Annotated in this window: 15 protein-coding genes; 6 read left to right on the forward strand and 9 right to left on the reverse strand. The window is 66.7% G+C overall.

The annotated features are described in order from the left end of the window. The first annotated feature begins 86 nt into the window (after positions 1–86). Entirely contained in the window at positions 87–863 is a 777-nt protein-coding gene (locus RTW82_RS26350; RefSeq protein ID WP_021221788.1) for a TSUP family transporter, read from the forward strand. Here the strand turns inward: RTW82_RS26350 and nudC are convergent. The 8 genes from nudC to RTW82_RS26390 all read right to left on the reverse strand — a co-directional run bounded on the left by nudC (position 840) and on the right by RTW82_RS26390 (position 10,122). Beyond that, a complete protein-coding gene (gene nudC / locus RTW82_RS26355) occupies positions 840–1,673 on the reverse strand; it encodes an NAD(+) diphosphatase (RefSeq protein WP_021221789.1) in 834 nt (277 codons plus the stop codon). The genes RTW82_RS26350 and nudC overlap by 24 nt on opposite strands. Next, on the reverse strand, positions 1,673–3,352 hold the full coding sequence (locus RTW82_RS26360) for a ferrous iron transporter B (RefSeq protein WP_316926941.1): 1,680 nt from the start codon (positions 3,350–3,352) through the stop codon (positions 1,673–1,675). The genes nudC and RTW82_RS26360 overlap by 1 nt, the downstream gene beginning before the upstream one ends. A 39-nt stretch (positions 3,353–3,391) precedes the next feature. Continuing rightward, positions 3,392–4,204: a crotonase/enoyl-CoA hydratase family protein gene (locus RTW82_RS26365; protein WP_021221791.1), complete on the reverse strand. Its 813-nt coding sequence runs from the start codon at positions 4,202–4,204 to the stop codon at positions 3,392–3,394. Positions 4,205–4,354: 150 nt separating this feature from the next. Further along, positions 4,355–5,716, reverse strand: coding sequence for an amino acid permease (locus RTW82_RS26370; protein WP_031288616.1), 1,362 nt, complete (start codon positions 5,714–5,716; stop codon positions 4,355–4,357). 15 nt (positions 5,717–5,731) lie between these two features. Continuing rightward, positions 5,732–7,987 (reverse strand): Orn/Lys/Arg decarboxylase N-terminal domain-containing protein, encoded by a 2,256-nt coding sequence (locus RTW82_RS26375; protein ID WP_043243319.1) that lies wholly within the window; start codon positions 7,985–7,987, stop codon positions 5,732–5,734. A 126-nt stretch (positions 7,988–8,113) separates the two neighbouring features. Next, on the reverse strand, positions 8,114–8,854 hold the full coding sequence (gene dnaQ, locus RTW82_RS26380; protein WP_021221794.1) for a DNA polymerase III subunit epsilon: 741 nt from the start codon (positions 8,852–8,854) through the stop codon (positions 8,114–8,116). 59 nt (positions 8,855–8,913) lie between these two features. Continuing rightward, complete coding sequence (gene rnhA / locus RTW82_RS26385; RefSeq protein WP_371877105.1) at positions 8,914–9,339, reverse strand: ribonuclease HI; 426 nt, start codon at positions 9,337–9,339, stop codon at positions 8,914–8,916. 18 nt (positions 9,340–9,357) lie between these two features. Further along, positions 9,358–10,122 carry a methyltransferase domain-containing protein gene (locus RTW82_RS26390; protein WP_031288618.1) on the reverse strand — a complete coding sequence of 255 codons (765 nt, stop codon included), beginning with the start codon at positions 10,120–10,122 and terminating at the stop codon, positions 9,358–9,360. Between the two features lie 60 nt (positions 10,123–10,182). Between RTW82_RS26390 and gloB the strand changes: the two genes are divergently transcribed. Together gloB and RTW82_RS26400 are read left to right on the forward strand one after the other, a co-directional pair. After that, positions 10,183–10,962 (forward strand): hydroxyacylglutathione hydrolase, encoded by a 780-nt coding sequence (gene gloB, locus RTW82_RS26395; protein ID WP_316926942.1) that lies wholly within the window; start codon positions 10,183–10,185, stop codon positions 10,960–10,962. A gap of 100 nt (positions 10,963–11,062) precedes the next feature. Beyond that, complete coding sequence (locus tag RTW82_RS26400) at positions 11,063–12,661, forward strand: lytic transglycosylase domain-containing protein (RefSeq protein WP_316926943.1); 1,599 nt, start codon at positions 11,063–11,065, stop codon at positions 12,659–12,661. Here the strand turns inward: RTW82_RS26400 and RTW82_RS26405 are convergent. Next, positions 12,649–14,100, reverse strand: a complete 1,452-nt coding sequence (locus RTW82_RS26405; RefSeq protein WP_316926944.1) for an HDOD domain-containing protein — start codon at positions 14,098–14,100, stop codon at positions 12,649–12,651. The genes RTW82_RS26400 and RTW82_RS26405 overlap by 13 nt on opposite strands. A 240-nt stretch (positions 14,101–14,340) precedes the next feature. On the opposite strand from RTW82_RS26405, the gene RTW82_RS26410 reads away from it, so the two are divergent. The 3 genes from RTW82_RS26410 to RTW82_RS26420 are packed head-to-tail and all read left to right on the forward strand — an operon-like array spanning position 14,341 to position 19,123. Next, entirely contained in the window at positions 14,341–16,170 is a 1,830-nt protein-coding gene (locus tag RTW82_RS26410) for an extracellular solute-binding protein (RefSeq protein WP_316926945.1), read from the forward strand. Continuing rightward, on the forward strand, positions 16,167–18,038 hold the full coding sequence (locus RTW82_RS26415; protein ID WP_316926946.1) for an extracellular solute-binding protein: 1,872 nt from the start codon (positions 16,167–16,169) through the stop codon (positions 18,036–18,038). The genes RTW82_RS26410 and RTW82_RS26415 overlap by 4 nt, the downstream gene beginning before the upstream one ends. After that, complete coding sequence (locus RTW82_RS26420) at positions 18,038–19,123, forward strand: microcin C ABC transporter permease YejB (protein ID WP_184488008.1); 1,086 nt, start codon at positions 18,038–18,040, stop codon at positions 19,121–19,123. Before RTW82_RS26415 ends, RTW82_RS26420 begins: the two co-directional genes overlap by 1 nt. Position 19,124: the final 1 nt, after the last annotated feature.

A 19,124-nucleotide genomic window follows, 5' to 3' on the forward strand; every position in this document is an offset into this window, starting at 1 on the left:
TCTGTGCAAAATAGCCGGCATTATGCGGACCTCCCGGCGCAGCGACCAGTTGCCGCGCTGCGCAATCGGACACAGATCGAGCATTTATGCCCTTCCCTCTCGACTTCGCCGTCGACCCCGTCACCCTTCTGGTGCTGGCGGCGGTCGCGTTCCTCGCCGGTTTCATCGACGCCATCGCCGGCGGTGGCGGCCTGCTGACCATTCCCGCCCTGCTCACCGCCGGTCTGCCGCCGCACCTGGTGCTGGGCACCAACAAGCTGTGCGCCACCTTCGGCTCGGCCACCGCCAGCTACACCTTCTACCGACGCAAGCTGTTCGAGCCGGCCAAGTGGCGCAGCGCGCTGATCGCCACCGCCCTGGGCGCGGCCATAGGCGCGGTGATCGCCCACTGGCTACCGGCCCATTGGCTGAACCAGATGCTCCCCGCCGTGGTGTTCGGCTGCGGCCTGTACCTGCTGTTCGGCAAGGTGCCGGATGCCCAGCACGCCGTCGACGCGCCCATTCCCCGTGGCCGCCAATGGCCCCAGGGATTGGGCCTGGGTTTCTACGACGGCGTCGCCGGCCCCGGCACCGGCGCCTTCTGGACCGTCAGCAGCCTGTTGATGTACCCCCTCGACCTGGTGCGTGCCAGCGGCGTGGCGCGGACGATGAACTTCGTCAGCAACGGCGTCGCCCTCGCGGTCTTCGTGGTGGGTGGCCAGGTGGCCTGGCTGCTGGGCATCTGCATGGGCATCGCGCTGATGGCGGGCGCCTTCCTCGGCGCGCGCACGGCCATCAGCGGCGGGGCGAAGTTCATCCGCCCGGTGTTCATCTGCGTGGTGTTGGCGCTGACCGCGCGGCTAGCCTGGCAGCACTGGTTCTGAGTGACCCAGGCGGCGCGCCAGGTAGAGGTCGATCAGGTAGCGCGCGATGGACTTGCTCGCCGGCAGCGGCGGCAGGTCGTGGATGGAGAACCACTGGGCGTCCTCGATCTCGCCCGGCTGCGGAACGATATCGCCGCTGACGTATTCGGCGTGGAAGCCGAGCATCAGCGAATGGGGGAAGGGCCAGTTCTGGCTGGCGATGTACTGCGGCATGGCGATTTCCACGCCGACTTCCTCGCGCACTTCGCGTGCCACGCACTGCTCCACCGACTCGCCCGGCTCGACGAAGCCGGCCAGGGTGCTGTAGACGCCGCTGACGAAGCGCGGCGAGCGCGCCAGCAGCAGCTCGTCACCGCGGGTCACCAGCACGATCATACTCGGCGACAGGCGCGGGTAATGGTGCACGCCGCAGCTTTCGCAGTGCATGGCCCGCTCACCGGCGACCTGGCGCATGCGCGCGCCACAGCTGCCGCAGAAGCGTTGCTGGTCGGCCCAGGTGCCGATCTGGGTGGCGAAGCCGAGCATGCGGAAGGTGTCCGGGTCGCCCTGCATCATCAACTGGCGCAGGCCGACCCAGGCGCTGCCGGGCACATCGGCGGTGCTCGCCAGTTCCAGCAGGTAGATTTCATCGCCATCGAAGTGGCCGATGCCGTGTTCGGAGAGGATCGGCAGGTCCTGGCGCTTCAGCCATTCCCGGGGGAACAGCACGCCATTGCCGTCGGCCAGGAACTGCTGCCGGCAGTGGGCCAGGGCCCAGCCACCGGCACGACTGGCATCGAGCAGGCTGGGCTGCCAGCGTTCGTTGGCCATCAGGTCGCCACCGACAGGCCCAGTGCGCGGACGCTTTCAGCGGCCAGGTCGAGCACGCTCGGCTGGGCATCGGGGCGCAGCACGCCGCCACCTTCGAGGTAGTACTCGAGGCTGGTGAGGGCGTCGGCCAGAGTTTCCAGCAGTTGCTCGGAGGGCATCTGCGGCGCTTCGATCATGTCTTTCTGGATGAAGTCGCCACAGGCGCCTACCAGCAATGCCGCGCGCTCCTGGCCGAGGAACCAGAGGCCGCCACGCACGGCTTGCAGGGTCAGGGGCACGTTGGCCAGGTGCAGCTTGTCGCCATTGGATTCGAGGTACGCGGTGATGGCGCGCTTGGCCATGGCCAGGCCGGCCTGGGCTTCGTCGATGACCACGATGCGCGCTTCGGTCAGTTGGTGCTGGGCGAAGGATTCCGATTCGGTCATCGCCTGGGCCGCCGCCTGGCGGTTCTCGCGACGCTCGCCACGCTCGAGGTCGGCCACCATGCTTTCGACATAGAGCACGGCATCGGCCAGCTTGTGCAGGGCTTCGGGGGCGGCCGGCGATTGCTCGCTCCAACTGGCGACCACCGGCAGCTGCGCATGCAGGGCGTTGGCGGCGGAGGTCTGGCCGACCATGCCGAGGGTCTTGGCCAGCTTGCCCAGCAGGGCGTGCAGGCTGCCGAAGCTTTCCACCTGGGCGGTGCCGCGCTCGATCAGGTCGAGCACGTCCTTGACGCTGGCCAGCTCCTCGCGGATGGCCGAGGACAGGGAACGCATCACGGCCTGGCCCGGGCCGGCCAGACGCTGGTATTCCTCTTCCAGCAGGTGGTCGGTGAAGGGCAGCGCGGTCATGCCGAAGACGCTACGCAGCTCACTGGCACGCGGCCCCTGGCTATCGGCCAGGGCAACGAGGTAGAGCAGTTCCTTCTGCAGGTTGCGCGGCGCTTCGTAGAGTTCGTTGGCGAGCAGTTGCTTGAGCTCGCGGTCGATGCGCGAGAACAGCTGCTTGCGTGCCTTGCGCGGCAGCAGCTGGCCATCCAGCACTGCTTCCACGGCGGCGGCGCCGATCCAGCACAGGCGCGCACGGGGGTCGATGGCGTAGAGGCTGTCGAGGCGACCGAGGGCACGGCCCATCAGCTTGAGGCTGGCCTGGGGGTTCTGCTCGCGAATGAAGCCCAGCAGGCCCACCTGGTACATCTGCCGCAGGCGACGGGCCAGGAGGTCCTGGGCGCCGGTCTCGGGGAGGTTGGCGGCAGCGGGCACGCGCGCCTGGTCCAGGCGCACGCTGAAGAAGAAGCTCTCCGGCAGGGCCGGCTGGTTGGCGGCCTGGCGCAGGTCGTTGATCGCGGGCAGCAACAGCTCGGGCATTTCCTGGCGATGGGCGTCGACGTTTTCCAGGTAGCGGCGCAGCACGTAAAGCGCATTGGCGAGCGCGGCCAGCTGGCTGTCGCGCTCTTCACCGGCCCCGGCCGGGATGTCGGTCGCCTGGTCCAGGACTTCCTGGGCCAGCAGCTCGGCGCCGGTGAGTTCGATGAGGTTGAGGGTGCCGCGCACCTGCTGCAGGCTTTCCACAGCCTGTTGCAGCAGGCTGCCGTTCTCGCGTTCGACGATGAACTGCTCGAGGCTCTGTTCGGCCTGTTCAATGGTGGCGAACAGCTCGTCGCGCACCAGGCTCAGGGAAGTGGCTCCAGTGACCATGCGTCTAGCGCGCCTCCCGCGCGGAGTTCTCGTACAGCATCAGTCGGCGAATTCCGGCTTCTGTTTGTTCATATGGGCGGCCATGGCCACACGCAGGTCGGCGGACTGCAGCATCGCTGCGTTCCAGGTGGCGATGTATTCCAGGCCATCGTCCACGCGGTGGTCGCGCATGTAGCGGATCATTTCCTTGGTACCGCGCACGGCGACCGGCGACTTGGCGGCGATCTCGCGCGCCAGGGCGAAGACGCCTTCCAGCAGCGCATCGCGGTCGGCGTAGGTGCGGTTGACCAGGCCGATGGCGCGGGCTTCCTCGCCATCGATGGTGCGACCGGTGAAGGCCAGCTCACGCATCATGCCGTCGCCGATGATGCGCGGCAGGCGTTGCAGGGTGCCGACGTCAGCGGCCATGCCGATGTCGATCTCCTTGATGGAGAACTGCGCATCGGGGGTGGCGTAACGCATGTCGCAGGCGGAGATCAGGTCGATGGCACCGCCCAGGCAGTAGCCCTGGATAGCGGCGAGCACCGGCTTGCTGCAGTTGTCCACGGCATTGAACGAGGCCTGCAGCTCGAGGATCTTGCGGCGCAGGGTCTGGGCGTTGCGGCCCACGTCCTTGCCCAGCTGGGTGCCGACCGAGGCCAGCAGCATGAGGTCGATGCCCGAGGAGAAGTGCTTGCCGGCGCCGGACAGCACCACCACGCGGACTTCGTCGGTTTCGTCGATCCAACGGAAGATATCGATGATTTCCGTCCAGAAATCGGCGTTCATCGCGTTGATCTTTTCGGGGCGATTGATCTCGACGTGGGCAATCTTGTCTGTCAGTTCTACACGAAAAGCTTTGTAGTCGGACACCGTCGCGATCCTCGCCAGTTCTGCTGCTGGCATGCGTGAAAATTCTTGGGGAATAAACCCCGCAACTATAACAAGCGCGGGTGAAAAGTCGAAGACGGCCTCTGTGATGCAGGACACGCCATGGCAGATAGAAGCCGCTTGCAACGGGGCTCAGAGGCGCGTGGCCAGGGCATCGCGGTGCACCCGGTTGCGCCATTGTCGCCAGGTGTAGAGCGGGATGCCGGCCATGAGCACGAGGAAGCCCCAGAAGATCGCCTGCTCGCCGGTGCCGTACAGCGCCCAGATCGAGTAGATGAAGCCGAGCACGCCGATGGCCACCAGCCGGCCGCGCTCACGCGCGGAGAAATCCCCCGGCTGCACCGCCAGTTGTTGCAGCAACGCGGCGGTGCAGAAGGCATAGGGCACGACGCCGGTCATGGTGCCGAGCAGGATGATCACGTTGAACACGTCCACCAGGTCGCCACGCCCGTCCACCAGCACCAGCGCGGTGACCAGGACGCCGGAAATCAGCAGGCCGTTGGCCGGCACATCGTATTTGTTGGTCTTGGCCAGGGATTCGGGCAGCAGCCCGTCACGTGCGGTGGCCATGGGGATCTGTCCCTGCAGCAGCACCCAGCCATTGAGCGCGCCCAGGCAGGCGATCACCGCGCCTGCGGCCACCAGGTGGTAGCCCCAGTCGCCGATGAGCACCCGCGCCGCATCGGCGAAGGGCGCGGTGGAACGCATCAGCACCTCGGGCGGCAGCACGCCCTGCACCGCCGTGATGGAGAGGATGTAGACGGCGGCGGCGACCAGGGTGCCGAACACCGTGGCACGGGGAATGGTGCGCTTGGGGTCGCGCACATGGTCCGCCGGAACGGTCGCCGACTCCAGGCCGATGAAGGACCAGAGCGTCAGCGCCGCGGTGGTGGCGATGGCCTTGGCGTAGCCGCCGGAGCCCGAGGGCAGCTCACTGACCTCGGGGATGCGCAGGTATTCCGGGTGGAAGGAGAACCAGCCGAGGATGCCCACCAGCAGCAGCGGGATCAGCTTGAGGGCGGTGAGGATGTTCTGCGCCAGGCCGAAGGCGCCGATGCCACGCAGGTTGATCAGGGTGCACAGCCAGATGGCGCCGATGGCGGTCGTCACCGTCAGCACCGGGTCGCGCAGCGCGGGGAAGAACACCTGCAGGTAGCCCACCAGGGTCACCGAGATGGCGGCGTTGCCGATCCAGGCGGCCTTCCAGTAGGTCCAGGCGCAGAGGTAGCCGGCGAAGGCGCCGAAGCCGTCACGGGTATAGGCGTAGGGCCCGCCGGCTGCGGGGTTGAGCCGGGCCAGGCGGGCGAAGGTCAGCGCCAGGATCACCGCCCCGGTGCTGGAGATGAGCCAGCCGAATAGGCTCAGCCCGCCGTAGGCGGCGAGGCTGGAGGGCAGCAGGAAGACCCCCGAGCCGATCATGTTGCCCACCACCAGCGCGGTGCAGGTCCAGAACCCCATGGTGCCGGACCTGCCCGCCGGTTTCTGCTCGCTCATCGCGCCCCCGGCTCGTCACTCCCTTATGCAATCAACGGTATAGCAGCGCCCCGTTGGGCTGTCGTCGTGCTGCAGGCCGTGGACATCGGAGTCGAAGCCGGGGAAGGCGCTGTCGAAGGTCCGGGCGAAGGCCAGGTAGTCGATGATCGAGCGGGTCTGCGCGGTGAAGCGCTCCCCCGGCATGATCAACGGGATGCCCGGCGGGTACGGCACCAGCATCACCGCGGCGATGCGCCCTTGCAGCTGCTCGATGGGCACCGCCTCGACCTCGCCACGCACCAGCTTGTCATAGGCCTCCGACGGCTTGATGGCCAGCTCCGGCAGCGCGGTGTACATGCGCCGCATGGCCTTGGCCGTGGCGTTGTCGCGGTAGCAGGCGTGCAGCTGGTCGCAGAGGTCGCGCAGGCCCAGCCCCTGGTAGCGGGCGGCATCGGCCCGGGCCACCGAGGGCAGCGCACTGGTCAGCGGGGCGTTGGCGTCGTAGGAGCGCTTGAACTCCAGCAGCTCGGTGAGCAGGGTGCTCCATTTGCCCTTGGTGATGCCCATGGAGAACAGCACGAGGAAGGAGTAGAGGCCGGTCTTCTCCACCACCAGGCCACGCTCCCAGAGGAACTTGCCCACCACCGCCGCCGGGATGCCCTGCTCGCCGAGCTTGCCGTCGGCACTGAGCCCGGGGGTGACCAGGGTGACCTTGATCGGGTCGAGTAGCACGTAGTCATCCGCCACCTCGCCGAAGCCGTGCCAGTCGGCGCCGGGCTCCAGCACCCAGTCGCCAGTGGCCACCGCCTCGGCGCCTTCCACCTGGGGCGGCTCCCAGATATCGAACCACCAGTCCTTGGCATCCAGGGTCTGCCAGACGTTGGCCAGGGCACGGCGGAAGCTCAGGGCCTCGTCGAAGGTTTCCTGGATCAGCGAGCGCCCGGCGGGGCCTTCCATCATCGCCGAGGCCACGTCCAGCGAGGCGATGATGCCGTACTGGGGCGAAGTGGAGATGTGCATCATGAACGCCTCGTTGAAGCGGTCACGGTCCAGCTGGCGGGCGCCGCCGTCCTGCACATGGATCATCGAGGCCTGGCTGAAGGCCGCCAGCAGCTTGTGGGTGGAGTGGGTGGTGAACACCAGCGGGCCCTCTTCGCTGCGCGCCGTGCCCATGCCGTAGCGGCCGTCGTAGAACTCGTGGAAGGCGGCGTAGGCGTACCAGGCCTCGTCGAAGTGCAGCACCTCCACCGTGTCACCCAGCGCCTGCTTGATCAGCTCGGCGTTGTAGCAGAGGCCGTCGTAGGTGGAGTTGGTCACCACCGCCAGCTTGACCTTGGGCGCGCGGCCCCGGGCCAGCGGGCTGGCGTCGATCTTGGCCTGGATGGATTCGCGGCTGAACTCGCTCAAGGGGATGGGCCCGATGATGCCCAGCTCGTTGCGCTCGGGGCTCAGGTAGAGCGGGATGGCGCCGGTCATGATGATCGAGTGGAGGATCGACTTGTGGCAGTTGCGGTCCACCAGCACCAGGTCGTCGCGGGCGACCATGGAGTGCCAGACGATCTTGTTCGCGGTGGAGGTGCCGTTGATCACGAAGAAGGTGTGGTCGGCACCGAAGTTGCGCGCGGCGCGGGCCTCCGCCTCGGCCAGGGGGCCGGTGTGGTCCAGCAGCGAGCCCAGCTCGGGCACCGAGACGGAGAGGTCCGAGCGCAGGGTGTTTTCGCCGAAGAACTGGTGGAAGGCCTGCCCCACCGGGCTCTTGCGGTAGGCGACGCCACCGCCGTGACCGGGCGTGTGCCAGGAGTAGTTGGATTGCGCGGTGTGCTCCACCAGGGCACGGAAGAACGGCGGCAGCAGGCCTTCGAGGTAGTTGCGCGCGGCGCGGGCGACCTGGCGGGCGAGGAAGGGCACGGTGTCTTCGAAGAGGTAGAGCAGGCCCCGCAGCTGGTTGAGGTCGGCCATGGCTTCGGCCGGGGCGTTCTCGATGGTCACCTGTTCGCCCAGGGCGAAGATCGGTAGTTGCGGCGCGCGTACCCGGGCCACGCGGATCAGCTCGACCACGTCCTGCAGCAGGCGCTGGTTCTCGCCCGCCCCTTCGGCGGCGACGAGGATGCAGGCCAGGCCGTGGTGGGTGGAGGCGACGATGCGCCCTTCGGCGGAACTGGCGGTGGAGAGGATGACGAAACCGTCCTGCTCCAGTTCGCGGGCGATGCCGCGCACGCGATCACCGGCGACCGTATCGGCCTTGATGTCGCGGTGGACGATGAGGATGGGGAACTTCAGGTCTTTGTACATGCAGGCTTCCCGAGGGCGGCGGGATCGGTCCCGCCTGTGCCCTCAGGGTAGAAGCTCACCGGAGTCGACGGAACCCCGGTTGCCCCAGCCTGTACGAAAAGGTCGCGCCTCTGGAATTCGGCAGACTCAGGCTTCCGGCGTGGCCGGCTGCTCCATCTGCACCCAGAGCGCCGGGGCGCCGGCGGACTTCTCGATCACGCCCATGCGCACCTTGTGGGCTGCGATCTCTTCCTCGGTTGCGAGGAGCACGCGACCCGGCGCACGGCCGCTGATGCGACGGATGGGGCTGGCCACGGGGCGGCCACCACCATCGTCGGCCCCCTCGCCCGCCAGGGACAGGTTGGTCTGGCCACCGGTCATCGCCAGGTAGACGTCGGCGAGGATCTCGGCGTCGAGCAGTGCGCCGTGGAGGTCGCGGCCGGAGTTGTCGACGTCGTAGCGCTTGCACAGGGCGTCCAGGCTGTTGCGCTGGCCCGGGTGGCGCTCGCGGGCCATCATCAGGGTGTCGAGCACGCCGCAGTGTTCGGCGATGTCGGAGCGATCGCTCTGGCCCAGCAGGGCGAACTCGTTGTTGATGAAGCCGATGTCGAACGCCGCGTTGTGGATGATCAGCTCGGCGCCCTTGATGAATTCGAAGAATTCGTCGGCGATGTCCTTGAAGCGCGGCTTGCCCACCAGGAATTCGTTGGTGATGCCGTGGACCGCGATGGCGCCCTCGTCCACTTCACGATCGGGCTGCAGGTAATAGTGGAAGTGACGCCCCGTGAGGCGGCGGCCATCCAGCTCGACGCAGCCGATCTCGATGATGCGGTGAGCATCGGTCACCGGCATGCCGGTGGTTTCGGTATCCAGTACTACATAACGCATGTTCGGGCCCGTGAATGAGTGGCTCTATATATAGAAGGAAGAACGCCGCAGGCGGCATTCTAGCGGGCGTTCAGCTCACTGACACCCCGGTTGGCCAACTGGTCGGCGCGCTCGTTGCCCGGGTGGCCGGTATGGCCGCGGACCCACTGCCATTCCACTTCGTGGCGGTTCACCTGCTCGTCGAGCATCTGCCACAGGTCGGCATTCTTCACCGGCTGCTTGGCGGCGGTCTTCCAGCCGCGCTTCTTCCAGTTGGGCATCCATTCGCGGATGCCGCGCATCACGTACTCGGAGTCGGTCACCAGGCGCACCTTGCACGACCGCTTGAGCTCGGCCAGGCCACTGATGGCGGCCATCAGCTCCATGCGGTTGTTGGTGGTATCGCGCTCGCCACCCCAGAGCTCGCGCTCGACGCCCTTGTAGACGAGCAATACGCCCCAGCCACCGGGACCGGGGTTACCCTTGCAGGCGCCGTCGGTGTACATCTCGACTTGATCGGTCACTTAAGCCTCGTGTTTCGAATCGCGCCGGCTGACCTTGGCCACCGGCATCGGCACCAGCTTGCCCATGGGCTCGCGTCGGGCCGGACGCAGCGGGCGCAGGCCGACCACCAGCTTGCGCGCCACCAATAGATAGAAGCCGGCACCGAACCATTGCCCGGCACCGCCCCACCGCTCCAGCCGTGCCAGGCGCGTTTGCCAGGCTGCCGAAGCGAGCGGCGGACGATAGCACCCGAAGCGGCGTTTCTCCAGCGCGAAGCCCAGCAGGTTGAGCCAGTCGGCAACCCGCGTCGGCGAGATGCAGCGGGCCTTGCCCAGGGCATCGCCGGCGAAGTAGTGACGCAGGCCCCAGGGGCTCCAGGGGTTGACCCCGACGATCAGCAGGTGCCCGCCGGGCCGCACGCTGCGCGCGGCTTCACGCAACAGGCCATGGGGCGACAGGCAGAAATCCAGCCCGTGCTGCAGCACCACCACATCGGCGGCGTGCTCGCTGAGCGGCCAGGCATTTTCCTCGCAGACGATCTCGACGCCGGACAGCGGCGCGCCCAGGTGCACGCTGCGCTGGATCTGCTTCGCGCCCGGCGGCAGCTCGGCGCGCGGGCCGTAGTGCACCAGGTAGCCACCGAAGTAGCGCGCCAGTTCGTCCTCCAGCAGGCGCTGTTCCTCGAACAGCATCAGGCCACCGAGCGGCCCTTCGAACCAGGCGCGGGCATCATCGATCAGCTCGATCCAGGCAGGATCGGCCTGGGCGAAGGCTTGCTCGGTCATGGAAATCTCCTGCATGGGAGCCCTAAGATGCTCCTTTGCGTACTGATTGGCGACCGGATCATGATACAGATCGACCCCTTGCGTGCCTTCTCCGACAACTACATCTGGCTGTTGCAGGATGCGACCGAACGCCGCTGCGCCGTGGTCGACCCGGGCGACGCGACGCCGGTGCTGGCCTGGCTCGACGCCCACCCCGGCTGGACCCTGTCGGACATCCTCATCACCCACCACCACGCCGACCACGTCGGTGGCGTCGAGCGCATCAAGGCCGCCACCGGCGCCCGGGTGCTCGGCCCGGCCAACGAGCGCATCCCCGGCCGCGACCTGGCCCTGGATGAAGGTGACGAGGTGCAAGTGCTGGGCCTGTCGTTCCGCGTCATCCATGTGCCGGGCCACACCCTGGGCCACATCGCCTTCTTCCACGCCGACGCCAGCCGCCCCCTGCTGTTCAGCGGCGACACGCTGTTCGCCGCCGGCTGCGGGCGCATGTTCGAAGGCAACCCGGTGGACATGCAGGCCGCCCTCGCCCGCCTCGCCGCGCTGCCCGTGGAAACCCTGGTCTACTGCGCCCACGAATACACCCTGAGCAACCTGCGCTTCGCCCGCGCCGTGGAGCCCGACAACGCCGACATCGCCCAGCGCTTCGAGGCCGTCACCCGGCTGCGCGAGCAGGACGGTATCAGCCTGCCTTCGACCATCGGCCTGGAACGCCTGACCAACCCCTTCCTGCGGGTGAATGAAACATCCGTAAAAGAAATAGCCGACAAGCGGGCCGGCAGCCATAACCCCGCCCCCGCACAGGTTTTTGCTGTCATCCGGGCATGGAAAGACAGCTTCTGAAACCCCTCCCAGGTCACAGTTGAGCTGGTGAAAACTTGACCACTCCCGGGTCGGTTCCTAGAATCGCCCGACCTTTTTGCCCGGAAAAGCACCCTGACCAATGCCGTCCAAGTCGTACCAAACCCTTGATCTAGACGCATTGGTTCGAGCCTCCCGGGTGCTCGTGCTGATGTGTGCCGCTGCGCTGGCAGGCTGCCAGAGCGCCGTTCACAAGCCCGAGGACGCGGGCCAGGACACCGACCTTGCCGTCGGCATGCAACAACAGACCCAGTGGCTGGAAGAAGTACCGGCCGAAGCGCGCGAACCCCAGGACATCTGGGAGCGCATGCGCAAGGGCTTCGCCCTGCAGGACGAGATCGGCGTCAACCCGCGCATCGAGCAGCAGCGCCTGTGGTTCGTCAGCAACCCCTCCTTCGTCGAGAACGCCAGCCAGCGCGGCAGCCTCTATATCCACTACATCGTCGAGCGTCTCGAAGAGCGCAAGATGCCGCTGGAACTGGCCCTATTGCCGGTGATCGAGAGCGCCTACAACCCCTTCGCCTATTCCCGCGCCGATGCCGTGGGCCTGTGGCAGTTCATCCCGTCCACCGGCCGCCACTTCAACCTGCGCCAGACCAGCTGGTACGACGGCCGCCGTGACATTACCGCCTCCACCAACGCAGCCATGGATTACCTCGGCCGCCTGCACGAGATGTTCAACGGCGACTGGCTGCTGGCCCTGGCCGCCTACAACGCCGGCGAAGGCACGGTGAGCCGCGCCATCGAGCGCAACCAGAAGCTGGGCCTGCCCACCGATTACTGGAACCTGCCGCTGCCCCAGGAAACCCGCGACTACGTGCCCAAGCTGCTGGCCCTGTCCCAGGTGGTGGGCGCGCCCGAAGCCTACGGCGTGAACCTCAGCCCCATCGCCAACGAGCCCTACTTCGAAGTGGTCGAGCTGAAGCAGCGCATGGACCTCTCCCGCGTGGCCGCCATGGCCCAGGTGGACGAGGACGAGCTGTACCAGCTCAATCCCGCCTTCAAGAAACGCATCACCGTGGACGGCCCGCAGCAACTGCTGGTGCCCACCGAGAAGGCCGAGTTGCTGGCCGCCAACCTGTCGCTGATGAAGCCCCAGGACCTGGTGGAATGGCAGGAGTACAAGGTGCGCAACGGTGACAGCCTGCACGGCATCGCCAACCGTTACCACGTGACGGTGAACACCCTGAAGGAGATCAACGGGCTCTCCGGCAACCACCTGCGCGTGGGCCAGGCCCTGAGCATCCCCGTGGAGCCGGGCGTCAAGCCGACCCAGCCGCTGTTCCAGAACCTGGCCCGTGCCGAGGAGCGCCCGAGCGCAACGGCCCGTACCTACAAGGTGAAGAACGGCGACAACCTCTGGCAGATCGCCAAGCAGACCAAGGTCGACGTGAATGACCTCAAGCGCTGGAACCGTCTCTCCGGCAATTCGCTAAAGGTCGGCCAGAGCCTGGCCCTGCAGGCCCCCGGCCAGCCAAGCGCGAAAAGCACTGCGCGCATGGTCGCTGCGGTCGACAAGCCCGGCCGCGATGCGGTGACCTACTACAAGGTCAAGGAAGGCGACTCGCTCTATGTGATCGCCAAGCGCTTCAAGGTCGAGATGAAGCACCTGCAGCGCTGGAACCCACGCAGCGGCCACGCCCTCAAGCCGGGCCAGACCCTCACGCTCTACCTGCCCTGACCCTTGCTCAGCGCCTCCAGGCAGCGCCCGGCCAGCTGGGCGAAGCGCTGGAAGGCGACGAACTGCTCATGTTTCAAGGCCCTGCCCGATAGCCGGCAGTCGGCGTAGATCACCCCGATCTCCCGGCTGCCCGCGCGCAACGGCGCGACGAAGAACATGCCCTGGCCGAACCAGCGGCGCATGGGCTGGCTGACCAGTTCGTTGAGGCTGTAGCTCGCCGGAATCCCCATCCACAACGCCTCGCGGCTACGCAGCACGTAGCTGAACAGGTGCGGCTGCTCGGGCAACTCCGCCGGCAGCTCGAACTCGGTGAGCCAGTGCGCACTGCCCTCGCCCACCGCCCGCTTGGCGCGGAAGCGGGTCTGGCGGTCGGCGAGCACGGCGATCATCACCCGCTCCAGCCCCACGCCCTGGTGCAGTCCCTTGCACAGGGTGTCGAGAATCAGCCCGACATCGGCCCTGCTCGACACCATCATCCCCAGGTCCTGCAAGGCTTGCTGCATCAACAGCAGGTCGGGCTGCAGCAGCCGCGCCTTGCGCTGGGCCTGCTGCTGCAACAGCAGTTCGGGGTCGGTGTTGGGGATCAGCGCGCAGAGCTTGCTGGCACCGAAAGTCGCCGCCACCTTCACCGCCTCGTCGGCGCTGGCCAGCACCTGCTGCATGGCCTCCTCGGGGGTGACGCCGATGAAGGTCGCCAGTTGCTGCACCAGCTTGCCCATCTGTGCCGAATCCCAGCCCTCCAGCGCTGCCTCGCTGATGCGCACGCCGAGGTTCACGGCCTTCACCGACGGGTCGTTCTGCGCGCCGCCGCCCTGGGCCAGGGCGACGATCTCGCCGAGGTTCCAGCTCTTCACCAGGCCACCGCTGAGCTGGCGGAAGCTGGTGCCCAGCACCTGGCGCACCGCCTCGTCCTCGTCGGCACCCGGCTGTGCCAGGGCACTGGCCAGCTCGTCGGCCTGCTCGCCGCCGCAGCCCCAGAAGGCCAGCTCGCCCAGGTGGTAGAGCAAGGCGGCGATGAACACTTCCTCCTGGTCCCGGGTGAGCACGTAGCCGGCGATGTTGCGTGCCTGCACGGCGGCATGGAAGGAGCGCGCGAGCAGCTCCTGCAGTTGCTCGCGCGGTGCGCGGGTGAGCAGGCCATCGATCAGCGACAGCGAGAGACCGATCAGCCGCACGTTGTCGAAGCCGATCAGCACGATGGCCCGCGAGATGGTGCGGATGGTCTCCTGGGAGGGGTTGTAATAGACGCTATTGCCGACCCGCAGCACCTTGGAGGTGAGCGCGGCGTCGCGCAAGAGCACGTCGGCCAACTGCTGGACCGACGCCTTGTCGTGTTGCGCCAGCTTGTGCAGGTCCTGCACCACCGCGGCGAGAGCGGGCAAATCCGCCTGATTGAGCCTGTCGATCCATGACTGCAAACCATGGCTACGTGAACCCAAGATAGGAACCCCTGCACGTTTTCCCGAAGTGTAGCCAAAATGCTGGCCATCCGGCCTGGGGCCAGCCCTTTTTCCAGTGGATACAAGCTGTTACTGTACCTGTCGAAACGCCCGTCCGACGGCTCCCGCCGAGGGCCCAGAGAAGATGAAGCCGGCGGCTGGCCCGTCCGAGGTTCCCATGCCCAGCCAGGCTCACGACCCCACCCCAGACCACCCTGCCATGGACCGGACACACGCCTGATGCGTCGCCTCCTCCTCCTGCTGATCAGCCTGGCCGCCAGTGGCCCGGTGGCCGCGACCATCAGCGAGAGCCATGGCTATGCCCAGTTCGGCGCACTCAAGTACCCCGAGACCTTCAGCCACTTCGACTGGGTCAACCCCGACGCCCCCAAGGGCGGCACCCTACGGGTGATGGCCTTCGGCACCTTCGACACCCTCAACCCTTACACCTTCAAGGGCAGCAGCCCGGTCTCCACGCCCAACTTCCTGCAATACGGCGTGACCGAGCTGAACGAGCCGCTGATGGCCGGCACCGGGGCCTACGACCCCTCGGGCGACGAGCCGGCGTCCAGCTATGGGCTGATCGCCAAGAGCGTGGAGTACAGCGAGGACCGCAGCTGGGTGGTGTTCAACCTGCGCCCGGAAGCGCGCTTCCACGACGGCCAGCCGATCACCGCCTACGACGTCGCCTTCTCCTACCGCACCCTGGTGAGCAGCGGCCACCCGCAGTACCGCACCAGCCTGCAGGAAGTGCAGCGGGTCGACATTCTCAACCGCCACCGCATCCGCTTCGTGCTCAAGCGCGCGGGCAACCCGCTGCTGATCCTGCGCCTGGGCGAGATGCCGGTACTGCCGCAACACTATTGGAAGAACCGCGACTTCAAGGCCACCAGCTTCGATGTGCCCCTGGGCAGCGGCCCTTATCGCATCACCCAGGTACGCCCTGGGCGCGGGCTGGTGTTCGAGCGGGTCAAGGACTGGTGGGGCGAGAAGCTGCCGGTGAACCGCGGCAAGTACAATTTCGACCGTGTCGAGGTGGAGTTCTACCGCGACAGCAACGTCGCCTTCGAAGCCTTCAAGGCCGGCGAATTCGACTTCTACATCGAGCACCAGGCGAAGAACTGGGCCAACGGCTACCGCTTCCCGGCCATCGCCCGGGGCGACGTGATCCGCGCGGAGATCCCCCACCAGATTCCCACCCAGACCCAGGCGCTGTTCATGAACACCCGCCGCGCGACCTTCCAGGATCGCCGCGTGCGCGAGGCCATGGGCCTGATGTTCGACTTCGAGTGGACCAACCGCGCGCTGTTCAACAACGCCTATGCGCGGGCCCGCAGCTACTACCCCAACAGCGAGTTCGAGGCCACCGGCAAACCCGAGGGCCAGGAGTGGCTGCTGCTTTCGCCCTACCGCGAGCAGCTGCCCGCCAAGCAGTTCACCGAGCCCTTCAAGGTGCCGGAAACCGATGGCCGTGGCATTCCCAGGGAAACCCTGCGCCGTGCATTGGGTCTATTGGCCGACGCCGGCTGGAAGCTCTCCGGCCAGCGTCTGCTCAACAGCCGTGGCGAACCGCTGCGTTTCGAAATCTTGCTGGTCAATCCGAACCTTGAACGCATCCTCCAGCCCTACAGCGAAAACCTCGCCAGCATCGGCATCGACGTCACCCTGCGGACCGTCGACCGCGCCCAGTACAAGCAGCGCCTGGACCATTTCGACTACGACATGATCCTGATGACCCTGGCCCAGACCCTCAGCCCCGGACTGGAGCAGTCGCTCTACTTCCACTCCAGCCAGACCTCGGTGAAGGGCAGCAAGAACTACGCGGGCATCGCCGACCCGGTGGTGGACGCCATGGTCGAGAAGCTCCTCGGCGCCCAGACCCGCGACGAGCAGGTGGCCGCCGGCCGCGCCCTGGACCGCACGCTGCTCTGGCAGCACTACAGCATTCCCAACTGGTACATCAACTACCACCGCCTGGCGTACCGCAACAGGTTCGCCTTCGTCACCACGCCGCCCTATACCCTGGGCCTGCGCGCCTGGTGGCTGAAGCCCACGGAGAAATCCCGATGAGCAAGACCCTGCGCTCCCTTTGCCTGAGCGGCTGCGGCGCATTGCTGCTGACCCTCGCCGGCATCGCCCATGCCGAGCCCCGGCACGCGATCACCCTCTACGACGAGGCGCCCAAGTACCCGGCGAACTTCAAGCACTTCAGCTGGGTCAACCCCGACGCGCCCAAGGGCGGCACGCTGCGCCTCTCCGGCTACGGCGGCTTCGACAGCCTCAACGAGTTCATCCCCAAGGGCACTGCGGCGGGCCAACTGGGGCTGATCCACGACACGCTGACCTACCACTCCCCCGACGAGCCCTTCACCGAGTACGGGCTGCTCGCCGAGAAGATCGAGAAAGCGCCGGACAACAGCTACGTGCGCTTCTACCTGAACCCCAAGGCACGCTTCAACGACGGCACCCCGGTGACCTCGGACGACGTGGTGTTCACCTTCAACACCCTGGTCGAGCACGGCGATCCGATGTACCGCCACTACTACTCCGACGTGGCCCAGGTGGTGGCCGAGGACAAGCAGCGCGTGCGCTTCGACTTCAAGCATCCGGGCAACCGCGAATTGCCGCTGATCCTCGGGCAGATCCAGGTGCTGCCCAAGCACTGGTGGGCCACCCGCGACTTCTCCAAGAACACCCTGGAGCCACCACTGGGCAGCGGCCCCTACCGCATCACCAAGGTGGACGCCGGTCGGGCGATCCGCTTCGAGCGGGTCAAGGACTGGTGGGGCAAGGACTTGCCGGTGAACCGCGGCTACTACAACTTCGACGTGATCACCGTGGACTACTACCGCGACATGTCGGTGGCCCTGGAGGCCTTCAAGGCCGGCCAGTTCGACTTCAACCTGGAATACTCCGCCAAGGACTGGGCCACCGGCTACGACAGCCCGGCCCTGCGCGCCGGCAAGATCATCAAGCAGGCCATCCCCAACCACAACCCGGTGGGCATGCAGGGCTTCGCCTTCAACATCCGCCGGCCGCTGTTCCAGGACCGCCGCGTGCGTGAGGCCATCGCCTCGCTGTTCGACTTCGAGTGGACCAACAAGCAGCTGTTCTTCGGCTCCTACAAGCGCACCCGGAGCTTCTTCGAGAACTCCGAAATGGCCGCCACCGGCCTGCCCAGCGAAGCCGAGCTGAAGATTCTGGAACCCTTGCGCGAGCAGATCCCCGACGAGGTCTTCAGCGAAGTGTTCCAGCCGCCGGTGAGCGATGGCAGCGGCATCATCCGCGAGCAGAAGCGCCGCGCCTACAAGCTGCTGACCGACGCCGGCTACCGCATCGAGAACGACAAGATGGTCGGCCCCGACGGCAAGCCCCTGGCCTTCGAGATCATGATCGCCCAGGCCAACCTGGAGCGGGTGATCCTGCCGTTCAAGCGCAACCTGTCCGAGCTGGGCATCGACCTGACCATCCGCCGCGTCGACGTCTCGCAGTACATGAACCGCCTGCGCTCGCGGGACTACGACATGGTCCCCGGCACCTGGGGCCAATCCAACTCGCCGGGCAACGAGCAGATGGAGTTCTGGCACTCGCGCAGTGCCGACAGCGCCGGCAGCCGCAACTTCATCGGCCTGCGCGACCCGGCCATCGACAAGCTGGTGGAGGGCCTGATCCGCGCCGACTCGCGGCAGAGCCTGATCGACCACTCCCGCGCCCTCGACCGGGTGCTGCTGTGGGGCAATTACGTGGTGCCCAACTACTACGTGGACACCTGGCGCGTGGCCTACTGGAACCAGTTCGACCGCCCCGCCACCACGCCGCTCTATGACTTCGGCATGCTCACCTGGTGGAAGAAGCCCGACGCCAAGGGCGACGCCCCCGAGCAGGCCGACGCTGACGCCGCCCCGGCCGACACCGCACAGACCGAGGAAGCGCAGTAATGCTCGCCTACATCCTGCGGCGCCTGCTGCTGATCATCCCCACCCTGTTCGGCATCCTGCTGATCAACTTCATCATCATCCAGGCCGCACCCGGCGGCCCGGTGGAGCAGATGATCGCCAAGCTGGAAGGCTTCGACGCGGCCGCCGGCGGCGCCACCGGGCGCATCTCCGGTGGTGGCGCCGAGGTCTCCGTGGCCGGCTCCAACTACCGCGGCGCCCAGGGCCTGGACCCGGAGCTGATCAAGGAAATCGAGAAGATGTACGGCTTCGACAAGCCGGCCCACGAACGCTTCTGGCTGATGATCAAGAACTACCTGCACTTCGACTTCGGCAACAGCTTCTTCCGCGACGCCAAGGTCACCGACCTGATCATCGAGAAAATGCCGGTGTCGATCTCCCTGGGGCTGTGGAGCACGCTGATCATGTACCTGGTCTCGGTGCCCCTGGGCATCGCCAAGGCGGTGCGCCACGGCAACGCCTTCGACGTCTGGACCAGCACCGCGATCATCGTCGGCTACGCCATACCCGCCTTCCTCTTCGCCATCCTGCTGATCGTGCTGTTCGCCGGCGGCAGCTACTACGACTGGTTCCCCCTGCGCGGGCTGACCTCCAACAACTTCGACGAGCTGAGCCTGGGCGGCAAGCTGCTGGACTACCTCTGGCACCTGGCGCTGCCGGTGCTGGCGCTGGTGATCGGCAACTTCGCCACCCTCACCTTCCTGACCAAGAACAGCTTCCTCGACGAGATCAACAAGCAGTACGTGATCACTGCCCGCGCCAAGGGCCTGTCGGAGAACCGCGTGCTCTACGGCCATGTGTTCCGCAACGCCATGCTGCTGATCATCGCCGGCTTCCCCGCCGCCTTCATCGGCATGTTCTTCACCGGCTCGCTGCTGATCGAGGTGATCTTCTCCCTCGATGGCCTGGGCCTGCTGAGCTTCGAATCAGCGCTGAACCGCGACTACCCCGTGGTGTTCGGCACCCTGTTCATCTTCACCCTGCTGGGACTGATCGTGAAACTGATCGGCGACATCACCTACACCCTGGTCGATCCGCGCATCGACTTCGAAAGCCGGGAGGGCTGAC

This window comes from Pseudomonas sp. zfem005, assembly GCF_032621735.1.
Classification (GTDB): Bacteria; Pseudomonadota; Gammaproteobacteria; order Pseudomonadales; family Pseudomonadaceae; genus Metapseudomonas; species Metapseudomonas solani.